The 20,508-nt window shown below is 62.9% G+C and carries 23 protein-coding genes; 14 read left to right on the top strand and 9 right to left on the bottom strand.

Going from position 1 to position 20,508, the window contains the following annotated elements; translation table 11 throughout:
- Positions 1-6 precede the first annotated feature (6 nt).
- Positions 7-2,364: an Orn/Lys/Arg family decarboxylase gene (locus HP556_RS11415; protein ID WP_068730849.1), complete on the bottom strand. Its 2,358-nt coding sequence runs from the start codon at positions 2,362-2,364 to the stop codon at positions 7-9.
- A 158-nt stretch (positions 2,365-2,522) separates the two neighbouring features.
- On the bottom strand, positions 2,523-3,731 hold the full coding sequence (locus HP556_RS11410) for a molybdopterin molybdotransferase MoeA (protein ID WP_175367084.1): 1,209 nt from the start codon (positions 3,729-3,731) through the stop codon (positions 2,523-2,525).
- A 108-nt stretch (positions 3,732-3,839) separates the two neighbouring features.
- On the opposite strand from HP556_RS11410, the gene HP556_RS11405 reads away from it, so the two are divergent.
- The 3 genes from HP556_RS11405 to HP556_RS11395 all read left to right on the top strand — a co-directional run bounded on the left by HP556_RS11405 (position 3,840) and on the right by HP556_RS11395 (position 5,099).
- Positions 3,840-4,124, top strand: coding sequence for a hypothetical protein (locus HP556_RS11405; RefSeq protein ID WP_175367083.1), 285 nt, complete (start codon positions 3,840-3,842; stop codon positions 4,122-4,124).
- A 63-nt stretch (positions 4,125-4,187) separates the two neighbouring features.
- A complete protein-coding gene (locus tag HP556_RS11400; protein WP_175367082.1) occupies positions 4,188-4,370 on the top strand; it encodes a CbtB domain-containing protein in 183 nt (60 codons plus the stop codon).
- Positions 4,371-4,373: 3 nt separating this feature from the next.
- Entirely contained in the window at positions 4,374-5,099 is a 726-nt protein-coding gene (locus HP556_RS11395; protein WP_175367081.1) for a CbtA family protein, read from the top strand.
- Here the strand turns inward: HP556_RS11395 and HP556_RS11390 are convergent.
- Both HP556_RS11390 and HP556_RS11385 read right to left on the bottom strand, forming a co-directional pair.
- The gene (locus HP556_RS11390) at positions 5,096-5,722 is read right to left on the bottom strand and encodes an HAD-IA family hydrolase (protein WP_175367080.1); all 627 of its coding nucleotides are present in this window, start codon (positions 5,720-5,722) and stop codon (positions 5,096-5,098) included. The genes HP556_RS11395 and HP556_RS11390 overlap by 4 nt on opposite strands.
- Positions 5,723-5,966: 244 nt before the next feature.
- Positions 5,967-6,515 carry a MarR family winged helix-turn-helix transcriptional regulator gene (locus HP556_RS11385; RefSeq protein ID WP_175367079.1) on the bottom strand — a complete coding sequence of 183 codons (549 nt, stop codon included), beginning with the start codon at positions 6,513-6,515 and terminating at the stop codon, positions 5,967-5,969.
- A 233-nt stretch (positions 6,516-6,748) separates the two neighbouring features.
- Here HP556_RS11385 and HP556_RS11380 point away from each other — a divergent pair, with 233 nt between their 5' ends.
- The 5 genes from HP556_RS11380 (at position 6,749) to HP556_RS11360 (ending at position 10,469) form a co-directional block, all read left to right on the top strand.
- Positions 6,749-7,897 (top strand): cytochrome P450, encoded by a 1,149-nt coding sequence (locus tag HP556_RS11380; protein WP_246297633.1) that lies wholly within the window; start codon positions 6,749-6,751, stop codon positions 7,895-7,897.
- Between the two features lie 7 nt (positions 7,898-7,904).
- Complete coding sequence (locus HP556_RS11375; protein WP_175367077.1) at positions 7,905-8,228, top strand: 2Fe-2S iron-sulfur cluster-binding protein; 324 nt, start codon at positions 7,905-7,907, stop codon at positions 8,226-8,228.
- A 67-nt stretch (positions 8,229-8,295) separates the two neighbouring features.
- Positions 8,296-9,510: an ABC transporter substrate-binding protein gene (locus tag HP556_RS11370; protein WP_175367076.1), complete on the top strand. Its 1,215-nt coding sequence runs from the start codon at positions 8,296-8,298 to the stop codon at positions 9,508-9,510.
- 184 nt (positions 9,511-9,694) lie between these two features.
- Entirely contained in the window at positions 9,695-9,871 is a 177-nt protein-coding gene (locus HP556_RS11365; RefSeq protein ID WP_175367075.1) for a hypothetical protein, read from the top strand.
- Positions 9,872-10,106: 235 nt separating this feature from the next.
- Complete coding sequence (locus tag HP556_RS11360) at positions 10,107-10,469, top strand: H-NS histone family protein (protein WP_231080799.1); 363 nt, start codon at positions 10,107-10,109, stop codon at positions 10,467-10,469.
- 6 nt (positions 10,470-10,475) lie between these two features.
- Here the strand turns inward: HP556_RS11360 and moaC are convergent, their stop codons facing one another.
- The 4 genes from moaC to HP556_RS11340 all read right to left on the bottom strand — a co-directional run bounded on the left by moaC (position 10,476) and on the right by HP556_RS11340 (position 14,865).
- Positions 10,476-10,997, bottom strand: a complete 522-nt coding sequence (gene moaC / locus HP556_RS11355; protein ID WP_175367074.1) for a cyclic pyranopterin monophosphate synthase MoaC — start codon at positions 10,995-10,997, stop codon at positions 10,476-10,478.
- Positions 10,998-10,999: 2 nt separating this feature from the next.
- The gene (gene trpC, locus HP556_RS11350; RefSeq protein ID WP_175367073.1) at positions 11,000-11,806 is read right to left on the bottom strand and encodes an indole-3-glycerol phosphate synthase TrpC; all 807 of its coding nucleotides are present in this window, start codon (positions 11,804-11,806) and stop codon (positions 11,000-11,002) included.
- Between the two features lie 7 nt (positions 11,807-11,813).
- Positions 11,814-12,833 carry an anthranilate phosphoribosyltransferase gene (gene trpD / locus HP556_RS11345; RefSeq protein ID WP_089264520.1) on the bottom strand — a complete coding sequence of 340 codons (1,020 nt, stop codon included), beginning with the start codon at positions 12,831-12,833 and terminating at the stop codon, positions 11,814-11,816.
- A gap of 118 nt (positions 12,834-12,951) precedes the next feature.
- Positions 12,952-14,865 (bottom strand): peptidylprolyl isomerase, encoded by a 1,914-nt coding sequence (locus HP556_RS11340; protein WP_175367072.1) that lies wholly within the window; start codon positions 14,863-14,865, stop codon positions 12,952-12,954.
- A gap of 233 nt (positions 14,866-15,098) precedes the next feature.
- On the opposite strand from HP556_RS11340, the gene HP556_RS11335 reads away from it, so the two are divergent.
- From HP556_RS11335 to HP556_RS11315, 5 genes are all read left to right on the top strand, one after another.
- The gene (locus tag HP556_RS11335) at positions 15,099-15,428 is read left to right on the top strand and encodes a hypothetical protein (RefSeq protein WP_175367071.1); all 330 of its coding nucleotides are present in this window, start codon (positions 15,099-15,101) and stop codon (positions 15,426-15,428) included.
- Positions 15,429-15,444: 16 nt separating this feature from the next.
- Positions 15,445-16,032 carry a general stress protein gene (locus HP556_RS11330; RefSeq protein WP_175367070.1) on the top strand — a complete coding sequence of 196 codons (588 nt, stop codon included), beginning with the start codon at positions 15,445-15,447 and terminating at the stop codon, positions 16,030-16,032.
- Between the two features lie 91 nt (positions 16,033-16,123).
- Positions 16,124-16,897 (top strand): triose-phosphate isomerase, encoded by a 774-nt coding sequence (tpiA, locus tag HP556_RS11325; protein ID WP_175367069.1) that lies wholly within the window; start codon positions 16,124-16,126, stop codon positions 16,895-16,897.
- Positions 16,898-17,048: 151 nt separating this feature from the next.
- Positions 17,049-17,429 (top strand): preprotein translocase subunit SecG, encoded by a 381-nt coding sequence (gene secG, locus HP556_RS11320; RefSeq protein ID WP_068730834.1) that lies wholly within the window; start codon positions 17,049-17,051, stop codon positions 17,427-17,429.
- A gap of 166 nt (positions 17,430-17,595) precedes the next feature.
- Positions 17,596-19,227 (top strand): CTP synthase, encoded by a 1,632-nt coding sequence (locus HP556_RS11315; protein WP_068730833.1) that lies wholly within the window; start codon positions 17,596-17,598, stop codon positions 19,225-19,227.
- Between the two features lie 68 nt (positions 19,228-19,295).
- Here the strand turns inward: HP556_RS11315 and HP556_RS11310 are convergent, their stop codons facing one another.
- Positions 19,296-19,451 (bottom strand): hypothetical protein, encoded by a 156-nt coding sequence (locus HP556_RS11310; protein WP_158596801.1) that lies wholly within the window; start codon positions 19,449-19,451, stop codon positions 19,296-19,298.
- On the opposite strand from HP556_RS11310, the gene HP556_RS11305 reads away from it, so the two are divergent.
- Positions 19,450-20,496 (top strand): histone deacetylase family protein, encoded by a 1,047-nt coding sequence (locus HP556_RS11305; RefSeq protein WP_175367068.1) that lies wholly within the window; start codon positions 19,450-19,452, stop codon positions 20,494-20,496. The genes HP556_RS11310 and HP556_RS11305 overlap by 2 nt on opposite strands.
- The last annotated feature ends 12 nt before the right edge of the window (positions 20,497-20,508 follow it).

The following is a 20,508-nucleotide window of genomic DNA, read 5'->3' as shown; positions in this document are numbered from 1 at the left end:
TGCTCCCTATTCGGAGACCACGTAAGTGTAAAGTCGGATCCGGCCATTGGCGTCGACCTTGCGGTAGATGCCCTGGATTTCGACGTCGAAGCCCGGGAAGGTGTTGAAGCAGGTCTCGAACATCCTGAGATAATCGATCATCGGCTTTGACCGTTCGGTGAGCCGTTCTCCGGGGACGATCGTGGCGATGCCGGGCGGGTAGACCACGAACGGCGTCGTCGCGACGCGCCCGAAGATCTCATCGATCGGGAGGTAATCGACGTCGTTGCGCACCAGACAGCGCGCGGCATCATGGGGTGACATGGCAATCTCCGGCAGATGGTCAGCGGAGAATTGCCTGGTCTGAAGTTCGCTCACATTGGCCTCGCGGAAGAACCGGTGCATGTCGCCGCATAGATCCCTCAGGCGTATGCCCGCGTAACGCGCGGGCCTGCGCCGTGCGAATTCCGGGATGACGTCTTCGAGCAGGGCGTTGTCGTCATGAAGCTTCTTGAAGGCGACGAGGCCCGATATCAGCGTGCCGGCCTTGCTGGCTTCCACGCCGGGCGTCAGCAGGAAGAGCAGCGAGTTGAGATCGTTCTTCTCCGGCACGATGCGATTTTCGCGCAGGAACTGCGCGACCACGGGCGCGGGGATGCCGTGTTCCGCATAGCCGCCGGTGGTGCGGTCGAAGCCGGGTGTCAGCACCGTCAGCTTGTTGGGATCGGTCATGGTGAAACCGGCTTCCATGCCGGGGAAGCCATGCCAAGCGGCGTCAGGCGCGAGCTGCCAATAAGCCGGATTGGTGGCGAGCTGGTCAGTGCCGATGCTTTCCCACGGCACATTGTGAACAGCACCTTCGCTGGCTGCGTCGGGAATCGCGACGCGCTCGGGCACGAAGGGTTCGAAGAACCAGCGACGCTCGGCGCGGGTTTCCTTCTCCTCGAACTCGCGGCGCACCGCGCGCATCTTCTTGCGCAGTTCGATGCCGAGGCGGATCGTATCGTCCCACAACACTTCGCCCGAGCGGCCCTTCATCATCTGCGCGCCGACATCCAATGATGCGAACAGTGGATAGAATGGCGAGGTCGAGGCGTGCTGCATGAAGCTTTCGTTGAAGCGCCGGTGCTCGACGCGGCGCTTCTGCCCGCGGATGTGGCGATCCTTCATGTGGATCTGCGACGCCTGCGAGAAGCTCGCGAGCTGCTTATGGGTCGACTGCGTCGCGATGATACCCGGGGAATCCGGACCAAGCTCCTTGAGCCCCATGGCGAAGCGACCGGCATAGAGCGGGTGGAATTTCATGAAGCCCGCCCAGGCTTCGTCGAACAGGATGTAATCGCAGAGATGGCCGATGCGCGCGATGATCATCTCGGCGCTGTAGATGGTGCCGTCATAGGTGCACTGTTCGACCACGGCGACGCGGAACGGGCGTGGACGCTTCCAGGCCTCGGGATCCGTGACCAACGGATTGATACGGATGCGCTCGCGCAGCGCGTCCTCGTCGAGCGCGTCCCAGTTCATCGGGCCGATCAGGCCCCAGGGATTGCGCGTCGTTGGCACATAGATCGGCACACCGCCTGAAATCATCAATGCGCCGTGCAAGGCCGCCTTGTGGTTGTTGCGGTCGAACAGCACGAGGTCACCATCGGTGACCAGAGCCGATAGCGCGACCTTGTTGGAGGTCGAGGTGCCGTTGAGCACGAAATAGGTTTTCTCCGCCCCGAAGATCTGCGCGGCTTCCTTCTGCGCCTGCAAAGCAGGGCCCTCATGGGTCAGCAGATCGCCGAGATCGAGCACCGAATTGTCGAGGTCGTCGCGAAACACGGCTTCGCCGAGATGTTCCATGAACACGCGGCCGATCGGGCTGCGGCTGTAGAACACGCCGCCATTGTGGCCCGGGCAGGTCCAGAGCTGGTTGCCTTCCTCGGCATAGTCGACCAAAGCGCCGAAGAACGGCGTCTTCAGTGTCTCGGCATATTGCTTCAACCGGCTGATGAGATTCTTGGCGATGAACGGCGGTGTTTCCTCCGACAGGAAGACATAACCGTCGATGAAATCGAGCACCTCGACCGGGACGTCTTCAAACCGCTTGCGACGGATCAGCAGGATGATGGGGAAATCGAGGCCCCGTTTGCGCATCAGGTTGATCAGCGCCGCGGTCTTGCCTTCGAGGCCCTTCTTTCCCCAGTCGACCACCATGCAGCCGATCGCCGCGTCGGTCTGGACCGCGATCGTTGCGTCTTCGAGCTTGCGCGCCTTGACGACTTCGAAGCCGGAACGCTCGATCTCATCGACGATCTGATTGAGGCGAATGCCCTCGAGATCGTCGGCGTCGAATGTTGGCATCGCAAACAGGAAATTGAAGCGTTTGAAATAGTCCATTTGTGCACCGATCTTGTTTCGCTGCGATGTCTCGCTGCGTTACGTGACAATTCAGTGACTGAAGCCGCGTTAAGGTATCTCAGTCAGAAAAAAGCTCAGAGAACATGCCGCGCGGCGGAAGTTCCGGTGGCCCGGCATCCCATCGCGCATCTCGGCCTTTAAACAGGCAGTCGCATGATCGCGCAGGAATCACCAGCGGCGGCGGCGGGAGCGAATGGCTTGCGGATCAGAAGTCCTTCGGCGACAGCCAGATTTCCCAGCAGCGACGAGTCCTGTTTCATCACCGGCGTCGCCACCACGGTGCCGTCGGCGCGGGTTTCCAGACGCGTGCGCAGGTAATCCTCGCGCTGGTCGTTGGCGGCGAGGTCGCGGCCGAGCACGGCGGGTTCGAGCGCGTGAGCGACCTCGTTTCGACCGGACAGCGCGCGCAGCAGCGGCACCATGAACAGGAAGCCGCAGACATAGGACGAGACGGGATTGCCGGGCAGGCCGATGACCCGCATGCTCTGGCGGCGTCCGTGCATCATCGGCTTGCCCGGCCGCATGGCGATGCGCCAGAACGCCATCTCGACGCCGGCATTGATCAGGGATTGCTGCACGAGGTCGTGGTCGCCGACCGACGCGCCGCCGGTGGTGATCAGCACGTCCGCCTTCAGATCGATCGCGCGCTGAATGGCCGATGTGGTCGCCTCCAGCGTGTCGACGGCGATGCCGAGATCGATCACCTCGGCGCCTTCGGCACGGGTCAGTGCACGCAGCGCGAAGCCATTGGAGAGCACGATCTGGCCGGGGCCGGGGACCGCACCGGGCATTACCAGTTCGTCGCCGGTGGCGAGCACCGCAACGACCGGCCGTCGCCGCACGGGCAGTGACGGATGGTTCATCCCGGCAGCAAGCGCCAGGTCGCGATCGGTAAGGCGGGTGCCGGCGCGCAGCAGCACATCGCCTTCGTTGAAATCGACGCCAGCCGGGCGGATATGTTTGCCGGAAATTGCAGCTTCGTTGATCCCGACGACGTCACCTTCGCGCGTTGTGTCTTCCTGGATCACGACGGCGTCGGCGCCAGCGGGCAAAACGCCGCCGGTGAAGATTCGCAGGGCTTCGCCGGTCTGCAGCGGGCGGTCGAACGGCTTGCCTGCGGCGATCTCGCCGATGACGCGGAGCTTGGCGCCCAACGTCGCATCGGCGGCGCGCACGGCATAGCCGTCCATCGCTGACATGGGCTCCGGTGGTTGCGTTCGCCGCGAAGCGATGTCGCGGGCGAGCACGCGGTGGAACGCGTCTTCCAGCGGCACCATCTCCTCAGGCAGCGCATCGGCGCCCGCGAGAATCGCGGCCATGGCATCGGTAACCGGCATCAGGGCCATCGCGGGGATCTCCGGCAGTGTGGGCGCCCGTCATAGCGGAGAGCGGGAGCGGACGCAAAACCACAGCCGCTTTGGCAGGGCAGGGAAACACGGTAGACATCGGCGATCATGACCGACAACCACGCCGCAACCGACGATGAAGCGCCTGTCTGGCGGGCGGATGTCGATGCGCTGGCATTCCGGCCGTCCGGCCATTGCGGGCTGTGCATGGTGCACCGTCATGCGTTCCGGACGCTGCTCCGGCGTTATCCGTCGCCGGAGGACTGCGCGGCCTATTTCCGCGACCACAGAGACGTGTTCCAGGCGGCGGCCGGCGCCAAGCTGGTGCGTGCGCCGGTAGCGGCAGATGCGAATTTTCATCTGACCAGCCGCGATCTCGCCCGCGCGATGTAAAATTAACGGTCGCGCCGCCGGTGCAACTCGGCTAAATTGGGCGTCTATTTCGCGAGGATTCCGATGCAACAGACCCAGACCGCCCAGATCTCCGCCGTCACCACTGACGTCAATGTCGTCGTGCAGGCAGTTCTGGCCATGGCGCTCGGTCTGTTCATCGTCGGCATGGTCGGCTTCTCGCATATCAGCGCCGTCCACAATGCGGCCCATGACACGCGCCACGCCAACGCATTCCCCTGCCACTGAGACATGTCCGTCTTCAGGTCGATCGTCTTCTCGGCAGCGCTGGCTGGCGTGATCTCTGGCGCTGCCATCACCGGCGCCCAGATGGTCGGGACCATTCCCCTGATCCAGAAAAGCGAAGTTTATGAGCGCAAGGCGGAAGCTCCGGCCGCTGTTGCGCCGACGGCTGCTGCCCAGCCCGCCCATACGCACGACCATGGCGCCGCCGCCCATAGCCATGAGGCTGAATGGGAGCCTGCCGAGGGCTTGCAGCGCAATGCCTTCACCACCGGCGCCAATATCCTGACGGCCATCGGCTTCGCGTTGCTACTGGCCGGCATCTTCGCGCTACGTGGCCGGGCCGTGAGCTGGCGGGAAGGGCTGTTCTGGGGTCTCGGCGGTTTCGTCGTCTTCACGGCGGCGCCCGGCCTCGGCCTGCCGCCGGAGCTGCCTGGAATGCCTGTCGCCGACCTCACACTGCGCCAGACCTGGTGGATCGGCACTGCCTGCGCCACCGCGGCGGGGCTCGGCCTGCTGGTCTTCCGCAAGGCGTCATGGGCCGCCATTCTCGGCCTTGGCCTGATCGTCCTGCCGCACCTGATCGGCGCACCGCTGGCGCCGGCTGGCCATACGGATGTCCCCGAGGCACTGTCGCACAGTTTCGTCGTTGCAGCGGTCCTGACCAGCCTGCTGTTCTGGGCACTGCTCGGCGTCCTCACCAGCATCGCCTTCCAGCGCATCTCGCGGACCTAAAGCCCGAGTGCCTTGAGCGCCTCGGCGACCGATGTCGGCGAGGTGACGTGGACGGTTTGCAATCCGCAAGCGCGAGCGGCCTCGATATTGTCGGCAAGATCGTCGAAGAACACGATGCGGTCGGCGGGGATGCCGATTTCCGCGATGACGTGCTCATAGGATTTTGCATCGGGCTTGCGAAGCCCGATCGAGGACGACAGAAACACCGTGCGGAAGTGACTGAGCAGATCGGCATGGTGTTCCGAGAAATGCGTGACATGCGCGACATTGGTGTTTGAGAACGCGTAGAGCGGCCAGCGCTTCGAGGCATGCGCGAGGAGTTCGGCGATGCCCGGCATCTCCCCGACGAAGATCGCATTCCAGCCTTCGAGAAATTGTGCCGGCGTCAGATCGATACCGAGCGTGTCGTGCAGATGCGCAAAGAATGCGTCGTCGGAAATCTCGCCGCGCTCGTGTCGCATATAGACGTCGCCGCGCGCAAACCGGCTCACGATGTCGTCCGGTGTACACTGCGCGTAGTCCGACCAGACCTTCAGCACGCGCGTGAAATCGATATCCAGCACGACGCGGCCGAGATCAAACAGCAGGGCGTCTGCGGAATTGGGCGTAAGCGACATCGTCATCTGTATCTTTTGGCTCAACGATTGAACATGTGCAGCGCAGGTTAGCGGATGGTGGCAGAAAATCCTTGCCTCCGCGTGACAAACCGTCTCGATATTTCTGTTGCCTAGGCAACTAATTCGTGAGAGCCTTTCCAAAGAGGGCGCTACCTAGAGCAGTCAACTGCCGGGCCCTGCAGGGAGAGAAACGATGGTGGACCGCTTATGCGGGACAGCGATTGATGACGCGCGAGTAACGCGTGGTGGCCTAGCCGGTTACCGCGCCGAGATTGCCGTGAATGCGTCGCAGCAAGTCGATCAGCACTTCGCGTTCGCTTTCATCCAGGCAGGACAGCAGCTTTCGCTCGCGTTCCAGTGCGGTCACGATGACGGCGTCATGGGTCGTGCGACCCTTCGTGGTCAGCGTAATCGAATGGGTGCGCGCGTCGTCCGGGTCGGCATTGATGGCGACCAGGCCGCGCTCTTCCAGCATGGCAAGCGTGCGGCTGACCGGTCCCTTGTCGAAGCCGATGACGTGGCAGATGCGCGAGGCGGGAATGCCGGGCTCGATCGCCAGCAGCGACATGATGCGCCACTCGGTGACATTCACGCCAAAGCGCTTCTGATAGAGCGCGGTCGCGTTGCGCGAGAGCTTGTTCGCAATGAAGGTGATGAAGGCCGGCACATAGCGCTCAAGATCGAGCAACTGCCCGCCTTTCGAAGCGGGCGCTTTCGCGGCGACAGTCCTGACATTGACCTTTGTCACTTTCGCCTTGGCGGGCTTTCGAACCGTTTTTCCCGATCCATTCTTGCTCATGCACCACGATCCTGCCTGCCAGCGTGACGTCGTCGAAATCGGCGAGATCACGTGGTTCTGAGGAATAGAGACACGCAGCCACAATTGCCAACAAGAAAATATGGGAGATTCACATGGTCGCCACGGTCACGACGGCATCGTCCCACACCCCGCCGGTGCTGTCCTTTGGCGGAGCCTTGCCGAACGACGCATCGTCTCAGCCCGTCGTCCACCTCGACGTCGATCCCTTCGCCATGGACTTCTTCGCCGATCCTCACCCCACCCACGAGGTGCTGCGTGAGGCCGGGCCCGTGGTGTATCTCGACAAATGGAACGTCTACGCGGTCGCGCGCTATGCCGAAGTTCATGCAGTCCTGAACGATCCTGCGACGTTCTGCTCGAGCCGCGGCGTGGGTCTTAGCGACTTTGCCAGGGAGAAACCGTGGCGCCCGCAGAGCCTCATCCTCGAAGCCGATCCGCCGGCGCATACGCGCACGCGCGCGGTACTCAACAAGGTCCTGTCACCCGCGGTGATGAAGCAGCTGCGCGATGGCTTCGCTGCGGCGGCCGATGCCAAGGTCGACGAACTGCTGGAGCGGCGCAGTTTCGACGCGGTCGCGTATCTTGCCGAAGCCTATCCACTATCGGTGTTCCCCGATGCGATGGGACTGCAGAAGGAGGGCCGCGAAAACCTGCTGCCTTATGCTGGTCTTGTCTTCAACGCCTTCGGCCCGCCGAACCAGCTGCGCCAGGACGCCATCGAACGCTCTGCGCCGCATCAGGCCTATGTCGCCGCGCAATGCCAGCGCGACAATCTCGCGCCCGGCGGTTTCGGCGCCTGCATCCATGCGCGGGTCGACACCGGCGACATCACCGCCGACGAGGCGCCGCTGCTGGTGCGCTCATTGCTGTCAGCAGGGCTGGACACGACGGTGAACGGTATCGGCGCTGCCGTTTATTGCCTGGCGCGCTACCCGCAAGAATTCGCGCGGCTGCGCAGCGACCTGTCGCTGGCGCGCAATGCTTTCGAGGAGGCCGTGCGTTACGAAAGCCCCGTGCAGACCTTCTTCCGCACCACGACGCGCGACGTCGAGATCAGTGGATGTCGTGTCGGTGAGGGCGAGAAGGTGCTGATGTTCCTGGCCGCCGCCAACCGCGATCCGCGCCGGTGGGCCGATCCCGAACGCTACGACATCACCCGCAAGACATCGGGTCATGTCGGTTTCGGCTCCGGCATCCACATGTGCGTCGGCCAGCTCGTGGCGCGGCTTGAGGGCGAGGTGATGCTCTCCGCACTGGCGCGCAAGGTCGCGTCGATCGAGATCACCGGCGAGGTCAAGCGCCGTTACAACAACACGCTGCGCGGGCTCGAAAGCCTGCCGGTCACCTTCACGCCTGCCTGAGGATTCCATGCCGAGCATTACGTTCATTCATCACGACGACCGTGCCGAGACAGTCAGCGCCAATGACGGCGATAGCGCCATGTATACGGCGCTGCTGCATGGCATCGACGGCATCACGGGCGAATGCGGTGGCGGCGCGGTCTGCGCCACCTGCCACGTCTATGTCGACGACAGCTGGCTGGGCAAAGTTGGCGCAGTCGGTGCCGACGAGGATGAGTTGCTGGAAGGTGTCGCCAGCGAGCGGCTGCCGAACAGCCGGCTGTCGTGCCAGATCAAGATCACCGAGGCGCTCGATGGCCTCGTGCTCCGGCTGCCGGAGCGACAGGTATAACTCGCAAGCAAGACCGCGACCGGCAACGTCCGGACCCGCGCAATCAAGGTAGAGGGGAGAGACGACAATGAAGGGCTTCAAGACAGTTTTGGCTGCTGCGGCATCCTGCGTAATGGCGACGGCAGTGCAGGCGCAGGTGTCCGACGATGTGGTGCGGGTCGGTGTGCTTAACGATATTTCCGGCGTGTTTCAGGATACCAACGGCATGGGCTCGGTGGAAGCCGCGCGGATGGCGGCCGAGGATTTCAACGGCGGCGGCAAGAATATCAAGGTCGAGATCGTCTATGCCGACCATCAGAACAAGGCGGATGTCGGCTCCGCCATCGCGCGCAAATGGCTCGATGTCGAAAAGGTCGATGCCATCGTCGACGTGCCGAATTCATCGGTGGGTCTCGCCATCAACAATATCGCCCGCAACACCAAGATGACGTTCCTGGCCTCGTCGACAGCGACCTCGGACCTGACCGGCAAGGACTGTTCGCCGAACACCATCCAGTGGGTCAATGACGCATGGGCCACCGGCAACACCACCGCAGCGGCGATGATGCAGCGGGGCGGTGACGACTGGTACTTTCTCACGGTGAATTACGCGCTGGGGCAGGGCATCGAGGCCGAAGCCACCAATTACATCACGAAGAACGGCGGCAAGGTGCTGGGGTCATCGAAGCACCCGCTCGGCACTTCCGATTTCGCCTCGCTCTTGCTGCAGGCGCAGAGCTCCAAGGCCAAGGTGATCGGCCTGGCTAATGCCGGCGCGGATGCTATCAATGCGGTCAAGCAAGCTGGTGAGTTTGGCATGCAGGATGGCCCGCAGAAGCTGGTCGCATTCCTGATCTTCATCAATGACGTTCACGGCATGGGCCTGAAGACAGCGCAGGGCCTGTTGCTGACGGAATCCTTCTACTGGGACATGGATGACGACACCCGCGCCTTTGGCAAACGCTTTGCGGCGCGGCCGGGCATGAACGGCAAGATGCCGAGCGCCAATCAGGCGGGCGTCTATGCCTCCACGCTGGCCTATCTCAATGCCGTAGCCGCCAAGGGCAGCGACGATGCCAGTGTCGTCGTACCGCAGATGAAGACCTTCAAGGGCAAGGACAAGCTGTTCGGTGAGGTCACGATCCGCGCTGATGGCCGCGTCATCCACCCGATCTACCTGTTCGAGATCAAGAAGCCGGCAGAGTCGAAGGGGCCGTATGACTATTACAAGCTGCTCTCGACCATCCCTGCCGAAAAGGCGTTCCGGCCGATGGCCGAGGGTGGTTGTCCGATGATCAAGTAGCCTGTCGCGCATCGATACCGGCAACATCAGTCGTTCCCGGTATCGATGTGGCGCCAGTTGCGGGAATTGGCGGATCGGTAGGTAACTTGCTGCTCCGCAGAAAATACATGCGGGCAATTTCAAACCTAAAAGGCTATTCCACGTACCTAATGACATCGAAACCCTTTGATTTAAAGGATTTGGAATGTCGATTATGGTTGGATTGATGGCCTTGCTGCTGCCACCTGCTGCGTGGTTGCTGGTCAAACGATATGAGCGTCATCTCGATGCGCAGATCGGGCCGTGGATCGTCAGTGAGATGAAGCCGCAGCGCAGCCGGCAGCGTCTCGTGCGCGAGCACCGTGATGACAGCGATTGCTGAAATCCGCCCCTATTCAGGTTACCGCAAAACTTACAATGCGCGCGCGTAACTAAGTAGTGCGCATTCACACTTGGCCTCGCCCTGCTTGGTAGTGCTGATCCCGCCACGAGCACCAGCCTGGATGTCTCATCCGTCCGGTTGGTTGCTTGATGTGGCCCGGGACCGCCGCCAAACACCCCCCATGTCGCGCGCGGTCCCGGTTATTGTTTGTAAACAAGAACATGAGGGATCGATGATGGCGCAGGATCACGATTTCACAGTGATGTCGGTGGACGCGCTCTGGGACCTTCATGAGAAGTTGCGCGTCGTGCTCGCCGCGAAGATGGCTGAGCAGCGACAGGAACTCGACGAGCGTCTGCGCGATCTCGAGCAGTTCTCAACCTCATCGAGGCGTGCTGTCGCAGCATTGCGGCCGAAGGCCGGTCCGGTCTATCGCAATCCGGAGCAGCCGTCGCAGATCTGGTCGGGCAGAGGTCTGCGTCCGCGCTGGCTGGTGTTTCAGCTCACCGCGGGGCGCTCGCTGGATGAGTTTCGGGTCGAGCCTGACAGCATCTTCCGAATGCCATCGAATGTACCGCAGGCGCACAAGAGCGCCTGATCGCAATCAGTCGGCGGCGTTGTCCGTCACCAGATAGTGCCCGGACTTGCCACCCTTTTTCTCGACGAGGTGGATGCCCTCGATGCGGACACCGCGCTCGACGGCCTTGATCATGTCGTAGATTGTCAGGCATGCGACGGAGACGGCCGTCAGCGCTTCCATCTCGACGCCCGTGGGGCCCGTGACCTTGACTGATGCACGTACGCGGCAGCCCGGCAGTTTCTTGTCGGGCGTGATGTCCAGCGTGACTTTGGATAGCGCCAGCGGATGGCACAGCGGGATCAGATCCGATGTGCGCTTTGCCGCCATGATGCCGGCGATACGCGCCGTGCCGAGCACATCGCCCTTCTTGGCATTGCCGGAGACGATCATGTCGAGCGTCGCCTTGCTCATGATCACCAGACCTTCGGCAACCGCGATGCGTTCGGTCGCCGGTTTCTCCGACACATCGACCATGCGGGCCTCGCCCGAGGAATCGATGTGGGTGAGGGCCGGGGCCTGCTTCGATTTTTTCGTCTTGCCGGACATGATCAATGCGTTCCGTTCGCGCGCTTGAGCAGCGTTTGCGTTGCAGCCGTCACGTCCGCCTGCCGCATCAGGCTTTCCCCGACCAGGAAGGTGGAGATGCCGACGCGCTCGAGGCGTGCGAGGTCGTCTGGCGTGAAGATGCCGCTTTCGCCGACCTTGAGACGATCCCGGGGGATCATCGGCGCCAGCGTTTCGCTGGCGGTCAGCGTGGTCTCGAAGGTGCGCAGATTGCGGTTGTTGATGCCGACCATCGGCGAGCGCAGGTTCAGCGCGCGTTCCAGCTCCGGCTGGTCGTGGATTTCGATCAGCACATCCATGCCGTGGTCGATGGCGGCGTCTTCGATGTCACGCGCCTGCGCATCGTCGAGTGCAGCCATGATGATCAGGATGCAATCGGCGCCATGGGCGCGGGCCTCGACCACCTGATAGGTGTCGAACATGAAGTCCTTGCGCAGCACCGGCAGTTTGGTCGCGGCGCGCGCCGCGACCATGAAGTCGAGATGCCCTTCAAACGACGGCGTATCGGTCAGGACGGAGAGACACGCGGCGCCGCCGGCTTCATAGGCCTTGGCCAGCGTCGGCGGATCGAAGTCCTCGCGAATGAGCCCTTTGGACGGCGAGGCCTTCTTGATTTCGGCGATCAGCGCGAACTCGTTCTTGTCGAGCTTTTTGTGGATCGCGGTCATGAAGCCGCGCGGCGCCGGCGCAGCCTTGGCCAGCGCTTCGATGGAAGCGATGGGATGGGCGCGTTTCGCCGCCGCGATTTCTTCGCGCTTGTAAGCTTCGATCTTGGTCAGGATGTCGGACATCGTCGTCTCACAGGTTTGCGTTGGAGACGGCGACCAGTCGCTTCAGCTTCTCCAGCGCCGCGCCGCTGTCGAGCGACTTCTGACCGAGGGCCACGCCTTCCTTCACGTCCTTGACCTTGCCGGCCACGATCAGGGCCGCGGCTGCATTGAGCAGCGCGACGTCACGGAAGGCGCTCGGCTTGCCATCGAGCACGGCCTGCAGTGAGGCGGCGTTCTCCTGGGCGTCGCCGCCCTTCAGGGAATCCGGACCGGTGCGCGGCAGGCCCGCGTCCTCGGGCGAAATCTCGAAGCTACGGATATTGCCGTTCTCCAGCGCTGCCACAAAGGTCGGGCCGGTGAGGGTGATCTCGTCGAGGCCGTCGGAGCCGTGCACCACCCAGGCGGATTCGGAGCCGAGATTCTTCAGCACCTGTGCCAGCGGCAGCACCCATTGCCGCGAGAACACGCCGACCATCTGCCGGGTGACTCCCGCCGGATTGGAAAGCGGTCCCAGCAGATTGAAAATCGTGCGGGTGGCAAGTTCGACGCGGGTCGGGCCGACATTCTTCATCGCGGGATGATGCGCCGGCGCAAACATGAAGCCGATGCCGGTTTCTTTGAGGCAGCGGCTGACGTCGTCGGGCGTGAGGTCGATCTTCACGCCAAGGGCGGCCAGCACGTCGGCCGCGCCGGAGCGCGACGACAGCGCACGATTGCCATGCTTGGCCACCGGCACACCGCAACCGGCGACGATGAAGGAGGCGCAGGTCGAGACATTCACGGAGCCGGAGCCGTCGCCGCCGGTACCGACCACATCGACAGCGCCGGCCGGTGCGTCGACCCGCAGCATCTTGGCGCGCATCACCTCAACCGCGCCGGTGATCTCGTCCACGGTCTCGCCGCGCACGCGCAGCGCCATCAGCAGGCCGCCCATTTGCGAAGGCGTGGCTTCGCCCGACATCATGCTGTCGAAGGCCGCCGAGGCTTCCTCACGCGAGAGGGAGGCGCCGGTCGCGACCTTGGCAATGATTGCCCTGAGATTGTCCATCGGATGCTTTCAGAGTGATGCACATCTCATTGCAGGCGACATCTGCGACGAAGCCATCCAGCCTTTGCTTGTTGCTTCTGGATGGCTTCGCTGCGCCCGCAATGACGACGTGGGTTTCCTAATTGGTGTTGCTGTTCGCGGCACCAGTGGCGATCGCAACGGCTTCCGCGTTGATCTTGGTGCCGATCTGCGTCTCGAGCCTGGTGACATATTGCGCGACCTGTTCGTCGGTCAGCCCGCGCTGCAGCGTCTCCTTGAGCTTCTTGGCATCTTCGGAGGCCATATCGACCGCAGGCGCGGTGACATCGGTGATCCGGTAGACGATCCATTCCGATGGCGTGGCACCCTGCGCTTGTCCGGCCGAATCCTTGACGCCGCGGAATACGGACTGGATCACGCCGGCCGACAGGGCAGGGTCGCTCGCGTCGCGCTTGAATGGCGCGGAGGTCACGACCTTGAGGCCGGCTGTTGCAGCTTCGTCGGCGAGCTTGGCGCCGCTTTCGAGCTTCTTCGCCATGTCGACAGCCTTGTCGCGCAGGCGGGTGGTGATCTGCTCTTCGCGCCAGCGTGCCTCGACCTGCGGCTTCACTTCGTCGAGCGTACGGTCGCGCGCCGGCGTGACGCCAAGCACGTCGTACCAGATGTAACCGCCGCCGGCCTGCAATGCGTCGTTGTCGACGCCGACATCGCTGTTGAAGGCCTGGGTCACGACGTCCACACCCGTGGGCAGGCCGGCAACGGGCTGGCCGTCGGGGGTGCGACCGGAGCGATCGACCGCCTCGATGGTGACGGCGGTGAGGCCGAGCTTCTTGGCGGTATCGACGACATTGGCGCCGCCACCGCGTTCGTCCTCGATCTTGTTATGCATGTCGGACACGACGGCACGGGCGCGCTCGATGGCAATATCGCGCTTCAGGTTGGCGGCAACGCTGTCATAGCTCGGCGTCGTGCCGGCCTGAACCTTGCCGACCTTGACCAGCGTCACGCCGAACCGTCCGGTGATCGGCTGGCTGATGCCATCCGGTGCCAGCGAGAAGGCAGCATTGGCGACGGAGGGATCGATAATGCCTGCTTTGGCAACCATGCCGAGATCGATGTCGGAGGCGGACAGGCCGCGTTCCTTGGCGAGGTCCTCGAACTTGAACGTATCGTTCAGCTTGGCGCGACCCGCTTCGGCGTCCGCCGCATTCGGGAAGACGATCTGCGAGATCTGGCGCTGCTCCGGCGTGGAGAGCTTGTCCTTGCGCTCCTCGAACACTTTCCTGGCGTCGTCGTCCGACACCGTCGACCACTTCGCCATCTCGTCGGGCGTCAAAGCGAGGAAGGCAATCTTGCGATATTCGGGGGCGCGGAACTGGGTCTTGCGCTCGTCGAAATAGGCGGCGAGGGCTTCGGGCGAGGGCGCCTCAATGGTCCCGGCCTGCGCAGCATCGAGCTTCACGTAGTCGATGGTGCGGGTCTCGTTCTGATAGCGGCTCAGTGCCTCGATCATCGTTTTCGGCGGCTCGACGCCTGACGTGACCGTGCCGGCGATCTGGCGGCGCAGAGAGACCTTGCGCTGTTCGGCGATGTAGCGCTGTTCGGTGAAGCCCAGCGAGCGGATCAGCTGCTGGAAGCGCGGCGCATCGAAGCCGCCGGTCGGGCTCTGGAAATTCGGGTCCGCAATGATCTGCCGCATCACCTCGGCGTCGCCGACACCGAGACCCTTGCGACGTGCGTCTTCATCCAGGGCCGCTTCGGCGACGACCTGCTGCAGGACCTGGCGGTCGAGGCCGAAGGCGCGGGCCTGATCGGAGGTCAGCGGGCGGCCGAATTGGCGGCCGATCTGCTGCAGCTTGTCGTTATAGAGCTGGCGGAACTGCTCGGTCGTGATCTCGGTCGAGCCGATGGTGGCGAGCTTGGATTGCCCATAGCCCTTGAACGCGTCGGCGATGCCCCAGATGCCGAAGCTGACAATCAGCACGCCCATCACGACGGCCATAATCGTCTTGCCAATCCAGTTGGATGAGGCTTTGCGCATTCCTCGAAGCATAGGGTCTTCTTATCTGTCAGGAGGGGAATCGGCTCGCACCAGCAGCCCATGGGGCCGGAGGGCGTCGCCAAATAGGAGGCGCATCATAAAGTGGCAAAAGCCCGGTCGCAACCGGCTGGGGCGGGGCGGATTGAAGCGGTTTCCGGCGCTACCGCGAGGCATTAGCGGCATATGGAACTTTCCGGCCCGCTGCTGCTTTGTTGAGCGGGCGTTCAGGCCTGCCGGGAGACATCATGCGCATCGGTTGGCGATCGGGAGTTGCCGCCTGCGGCATCTGGATGGCGCTGACGCCGGCAGGCGCGCAGCCAAATCCGGCGATGCAGAATCCCACGGTGACGAAGTCGACAAATTCGCCGCCGAAAACAGAAACGCCGCCACTTCCCGGCGCCAATAGTTTCACTGAAGGTCAGGCTCGCAAGTCGTTGGAGTCACAAGGCTATGTCGACGTTTCGCCGCTGGTGAACGACAGCCAGGGGATCTGGCGCGGCACTGCGATGAGCGGATCCAAGAAGGTCCATGTCAGCGTCGACTACAAGGGCAACATCTCGGCGAAGCCGGAATGACCGTGGGGATAGCGCGATGAGCAAGGTGACGATCTCCCGGCTGTTCGACGACTACGCCGACGCGCAGAAGGCCGTGATCAACCTTCGTGAAGCCGGTGTGCCCGAGGACGACATCAGTATCATCGCCAACAATGCCGACAAATGGTACGCGCCCGACTATGCCGCGGGCGCCGGCAAGGGCGCCGCGATCGGTGCCGGTTTTGGCGGGGTCGGCGGACTGTTGGCTGGCCTCGGACTGCTGGCGATTCCCGGCCTCGGACCGGTTGTGGCTGCCGGATGGCTGGCAGCGGCCGCAGCCGGCGCCGTGGCCGCGGGCGCAGCTGGTGGCGTGATCGGGATGCTGGCCGAAGCCGGCGTCGCCGTGAACGATGCTGAGGTCTATGCCGAGAGTATCCGCCGCGGCGGTAGCCTCGTCAGTGCCAAGGTGGAGGCGGCCGACAGGGACAGGCTGGAGGCGCTGCTGCATCCATCCTCGGTCGATATCGCCCAGCGCCGCAGCGACCTGGCCGCAACGGGCTGGAGCAAGTTCGATCCCTCGGCCCCGGACCTCACGGCTGACCAGATCAAGCAAGAGCGCGGGTTGCGGGTCACCAAACCGGCCTGAACTCCAAGCCTGCCTGAACTCCAGGTCGGCTTGAGCTGATGGATCGCCTCTGTTAGCTCAGATAACCTCTTTCAAATGACAGGATATCCTCATGACTGATGCCGTTCGGCCGCTGATCGCGGGCAACTGGAAAATGAACGGCCTCATGGCGTCGATGACCGAGTTCGAAGCGATGCTGCGCGGTGCGCCGGATGTGCTGGACAAGGCCGATCTGCTGGTCTGTCCGCCGGTCACGCTATTGGCGACGTTTGCGTCGAAGGCATCGAGCTTCGGTCAAGAGGGCAGCCATGTCGTCTCAGTTGGGGCGCAAGATTGTCACAAGAACGTCTCAGGAGCGCATACCGGCGATATCGCGCCCGAAATGCTGGCTGATGCCGGCGCGACCGCTGTTATCGTTGGACATTCCGAGCGCCGCGCCGATCACGGCGAGACCGATGCCGTGGTTCGTGAAAAGGCACTGGCCGTCTGGCGCGCCGGGCTCACGGCGATCGTCTGTATCGGCGAGACCCGGGCCGAACGTGATGCCGGCAAGACCCTCGACGTCTGCGGCACCCAGCTGAAAGGCTCGCTGCCGGATGATGCCACCTCGGGCAACCTGATCGTGGCCTATGAACCGGTCTGGGCGATCGGCACAGGATTGACGCCGACAGCCCAGGATGTTGAGCAAGTTCATAAGTTTATCCGGGATCGTTTGACTGAACGCTTTAAGAACGAGGGGGCCTCGATCCGCATCCTGTATGGCGGTTCGGTCAAGCCATCCAACGCCAGGGAGTTGATGGCGGTTCCTCATGTGAACGGTGCGCTGGTGGGCGGCGCCAGCCTGAAGGCGGCCGATTTCCTTGCGATCGCGGCGGGCTGTCCCTAACTCTCACGGAATGCTGGAATTTGCGGTCCAGACCGGTCGGCGCGGGGGTGACAATCCCCCGGTCGATCGTGTAGACACCGCTGGATTCAAACCCCGCAAGCCATGACTGCAGCCGGCGATCGGCGCTGCGTGCTTGCGATGGAAGGACACGATGCAAAGCGTCATTATCGTTATCCACCTCATGATCGTCGCGGCCCTGATCGGGACGGTGCTGCTGCAGAAATCCGAAGGCGGCGGCTTGGGCGTCGGTGGCGGCGGCGGTGGCGGCTTCATGTCCAGCCGCGGCACGGCGAACCTTCTGACACGCACCACCGGCGTTCTTGCGGTGGGCTTCTTCCTGACCAGCCTGTTCCTGTCGTGGCTCGCGACCTATGAGCGCAAGCCGACCTCGATCCTGCCAGGCAACACTGCGCCGGTCTCGCAGCCGGGCTCGCCGCTGGCTCCGCCGACCTCGGGCGGCCTGCTCGATACGCTGAAGAAATCCGACGAGCAGCAGGCTCCTGCAGCCCCGGCACCGCCACGCTCGCAATAAAGCAGAGGCGCCATGCAGGACGGGGACTACCGTCCTGCATCAGCAGATCCCATCAAGGGGCTGCAATCATTTCGTTTTTCAAGTCACCCACAGCCTCACCGATTCTCGGCTGACGGCTGCGATTCGTTTTGGCGAATCGGTTTCGGAGCCTTAAAGGTTAAGTCCCATGGCGCGGTACATTTTCATCACCGGCGGCGTGGTTTCCTCGCTCGGTAAAGGTCTGGCTTCAGCGGCGTTAGGCGCGCTGTTGCAGGCGCGTGGCTACAAGGTCCGGCTTCGCAAGCTCGACCCCTATCTCAACCTCGATCCTGGGACGATGTCGCCGTATCAGCACGGCGAAGTGTTCGTGACCGATGATGGCGCCGAGACCGATCTCGATCTCGGCCATTACGAGCGTTTCACCGGACGGCCTGCCACCAAGCAGGACAACATCACCACCGGGCGAATCTACCAGGACATCCTCACCAAGGAACGTCGCGGCGACTATCTCGGCGCCACGATCCAGGTGATCCCGCACGTTACCAACGCCATCAAGGACTTCGTCCTGTCGGACAATGACGGCTACGACTTCGTGCTGGTCGAGATCGGCGGCACTGTCGGCGACATCGAAGGCCTGCCGTTCTTCGAAGCTATCCGCCAGTTGCGCAATGACCTGCCGCGCGGCGACACCGTGTTCGTGCATCTGACGTTGCTCCCTTACATCCCGAGCGCCGGCGAGTTGAAGACCAAGCCGACCCAGCACTCCGTCAAGGAACTTCGCTCGATCGGCATCCAGCCGGACATTCTGCTGTGCCGCTGCGATCGCGATATTCCCAAGGAAGAGCGCCGCAAGCTTGGCCTGTTCTGTAACGTCCGCGAAAGCGCCGTGATCGAGGCGCGCGACGTCGACAATATCTATGCGGTGCCCGAGGCCTATCACGTCGCCGGGCTCGACGACGAAGTCCTGGCCGCATTCGGCATGACGCCGAAGGCGCTGCCCGAGCTGAAGACCTGGAACACCATCAACGAGCGTATCCGCCATCCGGAAGGCGCGGTGACCATCGCGATCGTCGGCAAATATACCGGCATGAAGGACGCCTATAAGTCGCTGACCGAAGCGCTGTCCCATGGCGGTATCGCCAACAAGGTGAAGGTCAATCTCGACTGGATCGAGAGCGAGGTGTTCGAGAACGAGGATCCGGCGCCCTTCCTCGAACACGTCAACGGCATCCTCGTCCCGGGCGGCTTCGGCCAGCGCGGCGCCGAAGGCAAGATCCGCGCGGCGCAGTTCGCGCGCGAGCGTAACGTGCCTTACTTCGGAATTTGCTTCGGCATGCAAATGGCGGTCATCGAAGCCGCGCGAAACCTTGGCGGCATCAAGGACGCCAACTCCACGGAGTTCGGTGAGACCAAGGAGCCGGTCGTCGGCCTGATGACCGAATGGCTGCGCGGCAACGAACTCGAGAAGCGCCACAATGCCGGCGATCTCGGTGGCACCATGCGGCTCGGCGCCTATCCGGCGACGCTGACCAAGGGCAGCAAGGTCTCGGACGTCTATGGCGGCGCCACCGAAATCTCCGAGCGCCATCGCCATCGCTACGAGGTCAACACGGCCTATAAAGACCGTCTTGAAAAGCATGGGTTGAAGTTCTCCGGCCTGTCGCCGGACGGCGTGCTGCCCGAAATCGTCGAATACGAGAACCATCCGTGGTTCATCGGCGTGCAATATCATCCCGAACTGAAGTCGCGCCCGTTCGAACCGCACCCGCTGTTTGCGTCGTTTATCAAGGCTGCGGCGGCGCAGAGCCGGCTGGTGTGAGACCGGAGGAGCGGATTTGGCGAATCTGTAATCCGCCGTCGGCGTGTGTGGGACGGAAGGATGGCGGATCACGCTTCATCAATCCGCCCTACGACCGAGTTGCCCATGTCGCTGCGCTCATAAGGGCTGCGCAGACTGCCGATTGATCGGCAGAAACCAATCATGCGAATGATCCCTGAGGCGTCGGTCTTCTGACCGGCCGAACGGACAGAGGGATGATCCATGCGCGCTTTCTATCACCCGGATCAGGCAATTCATTCGCCGCAGCAATTCATGCGTTACGGCCGCTTCGTGCCCATCAAGGATTCGCCGGTTCGCACCGAACGACTGATCGGCGCTTTGGCGCGGCACGAGATCACGCCTGAAAAGCCGGCGGAGTACGGCACTGCGCCCGCGCTGACGGTGCATACGCCGGCTTACGTACGCTTCTTGGAAACCGCGTGGGATAATTGGGCGCAACTGCCTGACCACGGACCGGAAGTGTGGCCGCAATATTTCCCGTATTGGAGCGGACGCCCGGAAGAGGCTGCACGGCGGGATTGCCCGGCAACCGGATTTATCGCTCAGGTGGGCTGGTATCTCGGCGATCTGTCGGTGCCGATGGGCCCCGATAGCTGGCGTTCCATCCTGCGCTCGTCGGAAACAGCGGTCACTGGCGCAGACGCTATCGTCGGCGGGGACCGCGCTGCCTATGCGCTGTGCCGGCCGTCGGGCCATCACGCGCGCGCCGATCGCGGCACAGGATTCTGCTACCTGAATAACAGCGCGATTGCCGCGCAGCGATTGCGCAGTCGCTTTGGAAAGGTGGCGATCATCGATGTCGATGTTCATCACGGCGATGGCACGCAGCAGATTTTCTATAATCGTCCAGATGTGCTGACGATCTCGATCCACGGCGACCCCACGAATTTCGTGCCGTTCTATACGGGCTATGCAAGCGAGACCGGCCATGGTGCCGGCGAGGGCTTCGATCTCAATCTACCCTTACCGCCCGGTGCCGGTGGTGCTGAGATGAATGCAGCGCTCGACACGGCGATCGAACGCGTTCGCGCATTTGGCGCCGATGCCCTTGTCGTGGCGCTCGGCTTCGATGCCCATCGCGACGATCCGATCGGCATCCTGAAGCTTGACGCAAAGGACTTCGGGAGCGTCGGCACCAAGATGCAATCGCTGGGTCTGCCGACGCTCATCGTTCAGGAGGGCGGATACGGCATCGATGCAATCCAGGACTGCCTCGATTCCTTCCTGACTGGCTTCAGGCAAGCGTAGTTCGGATGGGAT

This window comes from Tardiphaga robiniae (genome assembly GCF_013359755.1).
Lineage (GTDB): Bacteria > Pseudomonadota > Alphaproteobacteria > Rhizobiales > Xanthobacteraceae > Tardiphaga > Tardiphaga robiniae.
The sequence above is the reverse complement of the archived record's forward strand: the minus strand, read 5'-3'. Positions and strand labels throughout refer to the sequence as shown.

Coding starts and splice junctions, on each gene's coding strand:
- HP556_RS11415 (WP_068730849.1), bottom strand. CDS start 2,364: ATGGACTATTTCAAACGCTTCAATTTCCTGTTTGCGATGCCAACATTC.
- HP556_RS11410 (WP_175367084.1), bottom strand. CDS start 3,731: ATGGCCCTGATGCCGGTTACCGATGCCATGGCCGCGATTCTCGCGGGC.
- HP556_RS11405 (WP_175367083.1), top strand. CDS start 3,840: ATGACCGACAACCACGCCGCAACCGACGATGAAGCGCCTGTCTGGCGG.
- HP556_RS11400 (WP_175367082.1), top strand. CDS start 4,188: ATGCAACAGACCCAGACCGCCCAGATCTCCGCCGTCACCACTGACGTC.
- HP556_RS11395 (WP_175367081.1), top strand. CDS start 4,374: ATGTCCGTCTTCAGGTCGATCGTCTTCTCGGCAGCGCTGGCTGGCGTG.
- HP556_RS11390 (WP_175367080.1), bottom strand. CDS start 5,722: ATGACGATGTCGCTTACGCCCAATTCCGCAGACGCCCTGCTGTTTGAT.
- HP556_RS11385 (WP_175367079.1), bottom strand. CDS start 6,515: ATGAGCAAGAATGGATCGGGAAAAACGGTTCGAAAGCCCGCCAAGGCG.
- HP556_RS11380 (WP_246297633.1), top strand. CDS start 6,749: ATGGACTTCTTCGCCGATCCTCACCCCACCCACGAGGTGCTGCGTGAG.
- HP556_RS11375 (WP_175367077.1), top strand. CDS start 7,905: ATGCCGAGCATTACGTTCATTCATCACGACGACCGTGCCGAGACAGTC.
- HP556_RS11370 (WP_175367076.1), top strand. CDS start 8,296: ATGAAGGGCTTCAAGACAGTTTTGGCTGCTGCGGCATCCTGCGTAATG.
- HP556_RS11365 (WP_175367075.1), top strand. CDS start 9,695: ATGTCGATTATGGTTGGATTGATGGCCTTGCTGCTGCCACCTGCTGCG.
- HP556_RS11360 (WP_231080799.1), top strand. CDS start 10,107: ATGGCGCAGGATCACGATTTCACAGTGATGTCGGTGGACGCGCTCTGG.
- moaC (WP_175367074.1), bottom strand. CDS start 10,997: ATGTCCGGCAAGACGAAAAAATCGAAGCAGGCCCCGGCCCTCACCCAC.
- trpC (WP_175367073.1), bottom strand. CDS start 11,806: ATGTCCGACATCCTGACCAAGATCGAAGCTTACAAGCGCGAAGAAATC.
- trpD (WP_089264520.1), bottom strand. CDS start 12,833: ATGGACAATCTCAGGGCAATCATTGCCAAGGTCGCGACCGGCGCCTCC.
- HP556_RS11340 (WP_175367072.1), bottom strand. CDS start 14,865: ATGCTTCGAGGAATGCGCAAAGCCTCATCCAACTGGATTGGCAAGACG.
- HP556_RS11335 (WP_175367071.1), top strand. CDS start 15,099: ATGCGCATCGGTTGGCGATCGGGAGTTGCCGCCTGCGGCATCTGGATG.
- HP556_RS11330 (WP_175367070.1), top strand. CDS start 15,445: ATGAGCAAGGTGACGATCTCCCGGCTGTTCGACGACTACGCCGACGCG.
- tpiA (WP_175367069.1), top strand. CDS start 16,124: ATGACTGATGCCGTTCGGCCGCTGATCGCGGGCAACTGGAAAATGAAC.
- secG (WP_068730834.1), top strand. CDS start 17,049: ATGCAAAGCGTCATTATCGTTATCCACCTCATGATCGTCGCGGCCCTG.
- HP556_RS11315 (WP_068730833.1), top strand. CDS start 17,596: ATGGCGCGGTACATTTTCATCACCGGCGGCGTGGTTTCCTCGCTCGGT.
- HP556_RS11305 (WP_175367068.1), top strand. CDS start 19,450: ATGCGCGCTTTCTATCACCCGGATCAGGCAATTCATTCGCCGCAGCAA.
- HP556_RS11310 (WP_158596801.1), bottom strand. CDS start 19,451: ATGGATCATCCCTCTGTCCGTTCGGCCGGTCAGAAGACCGACGCCTCA.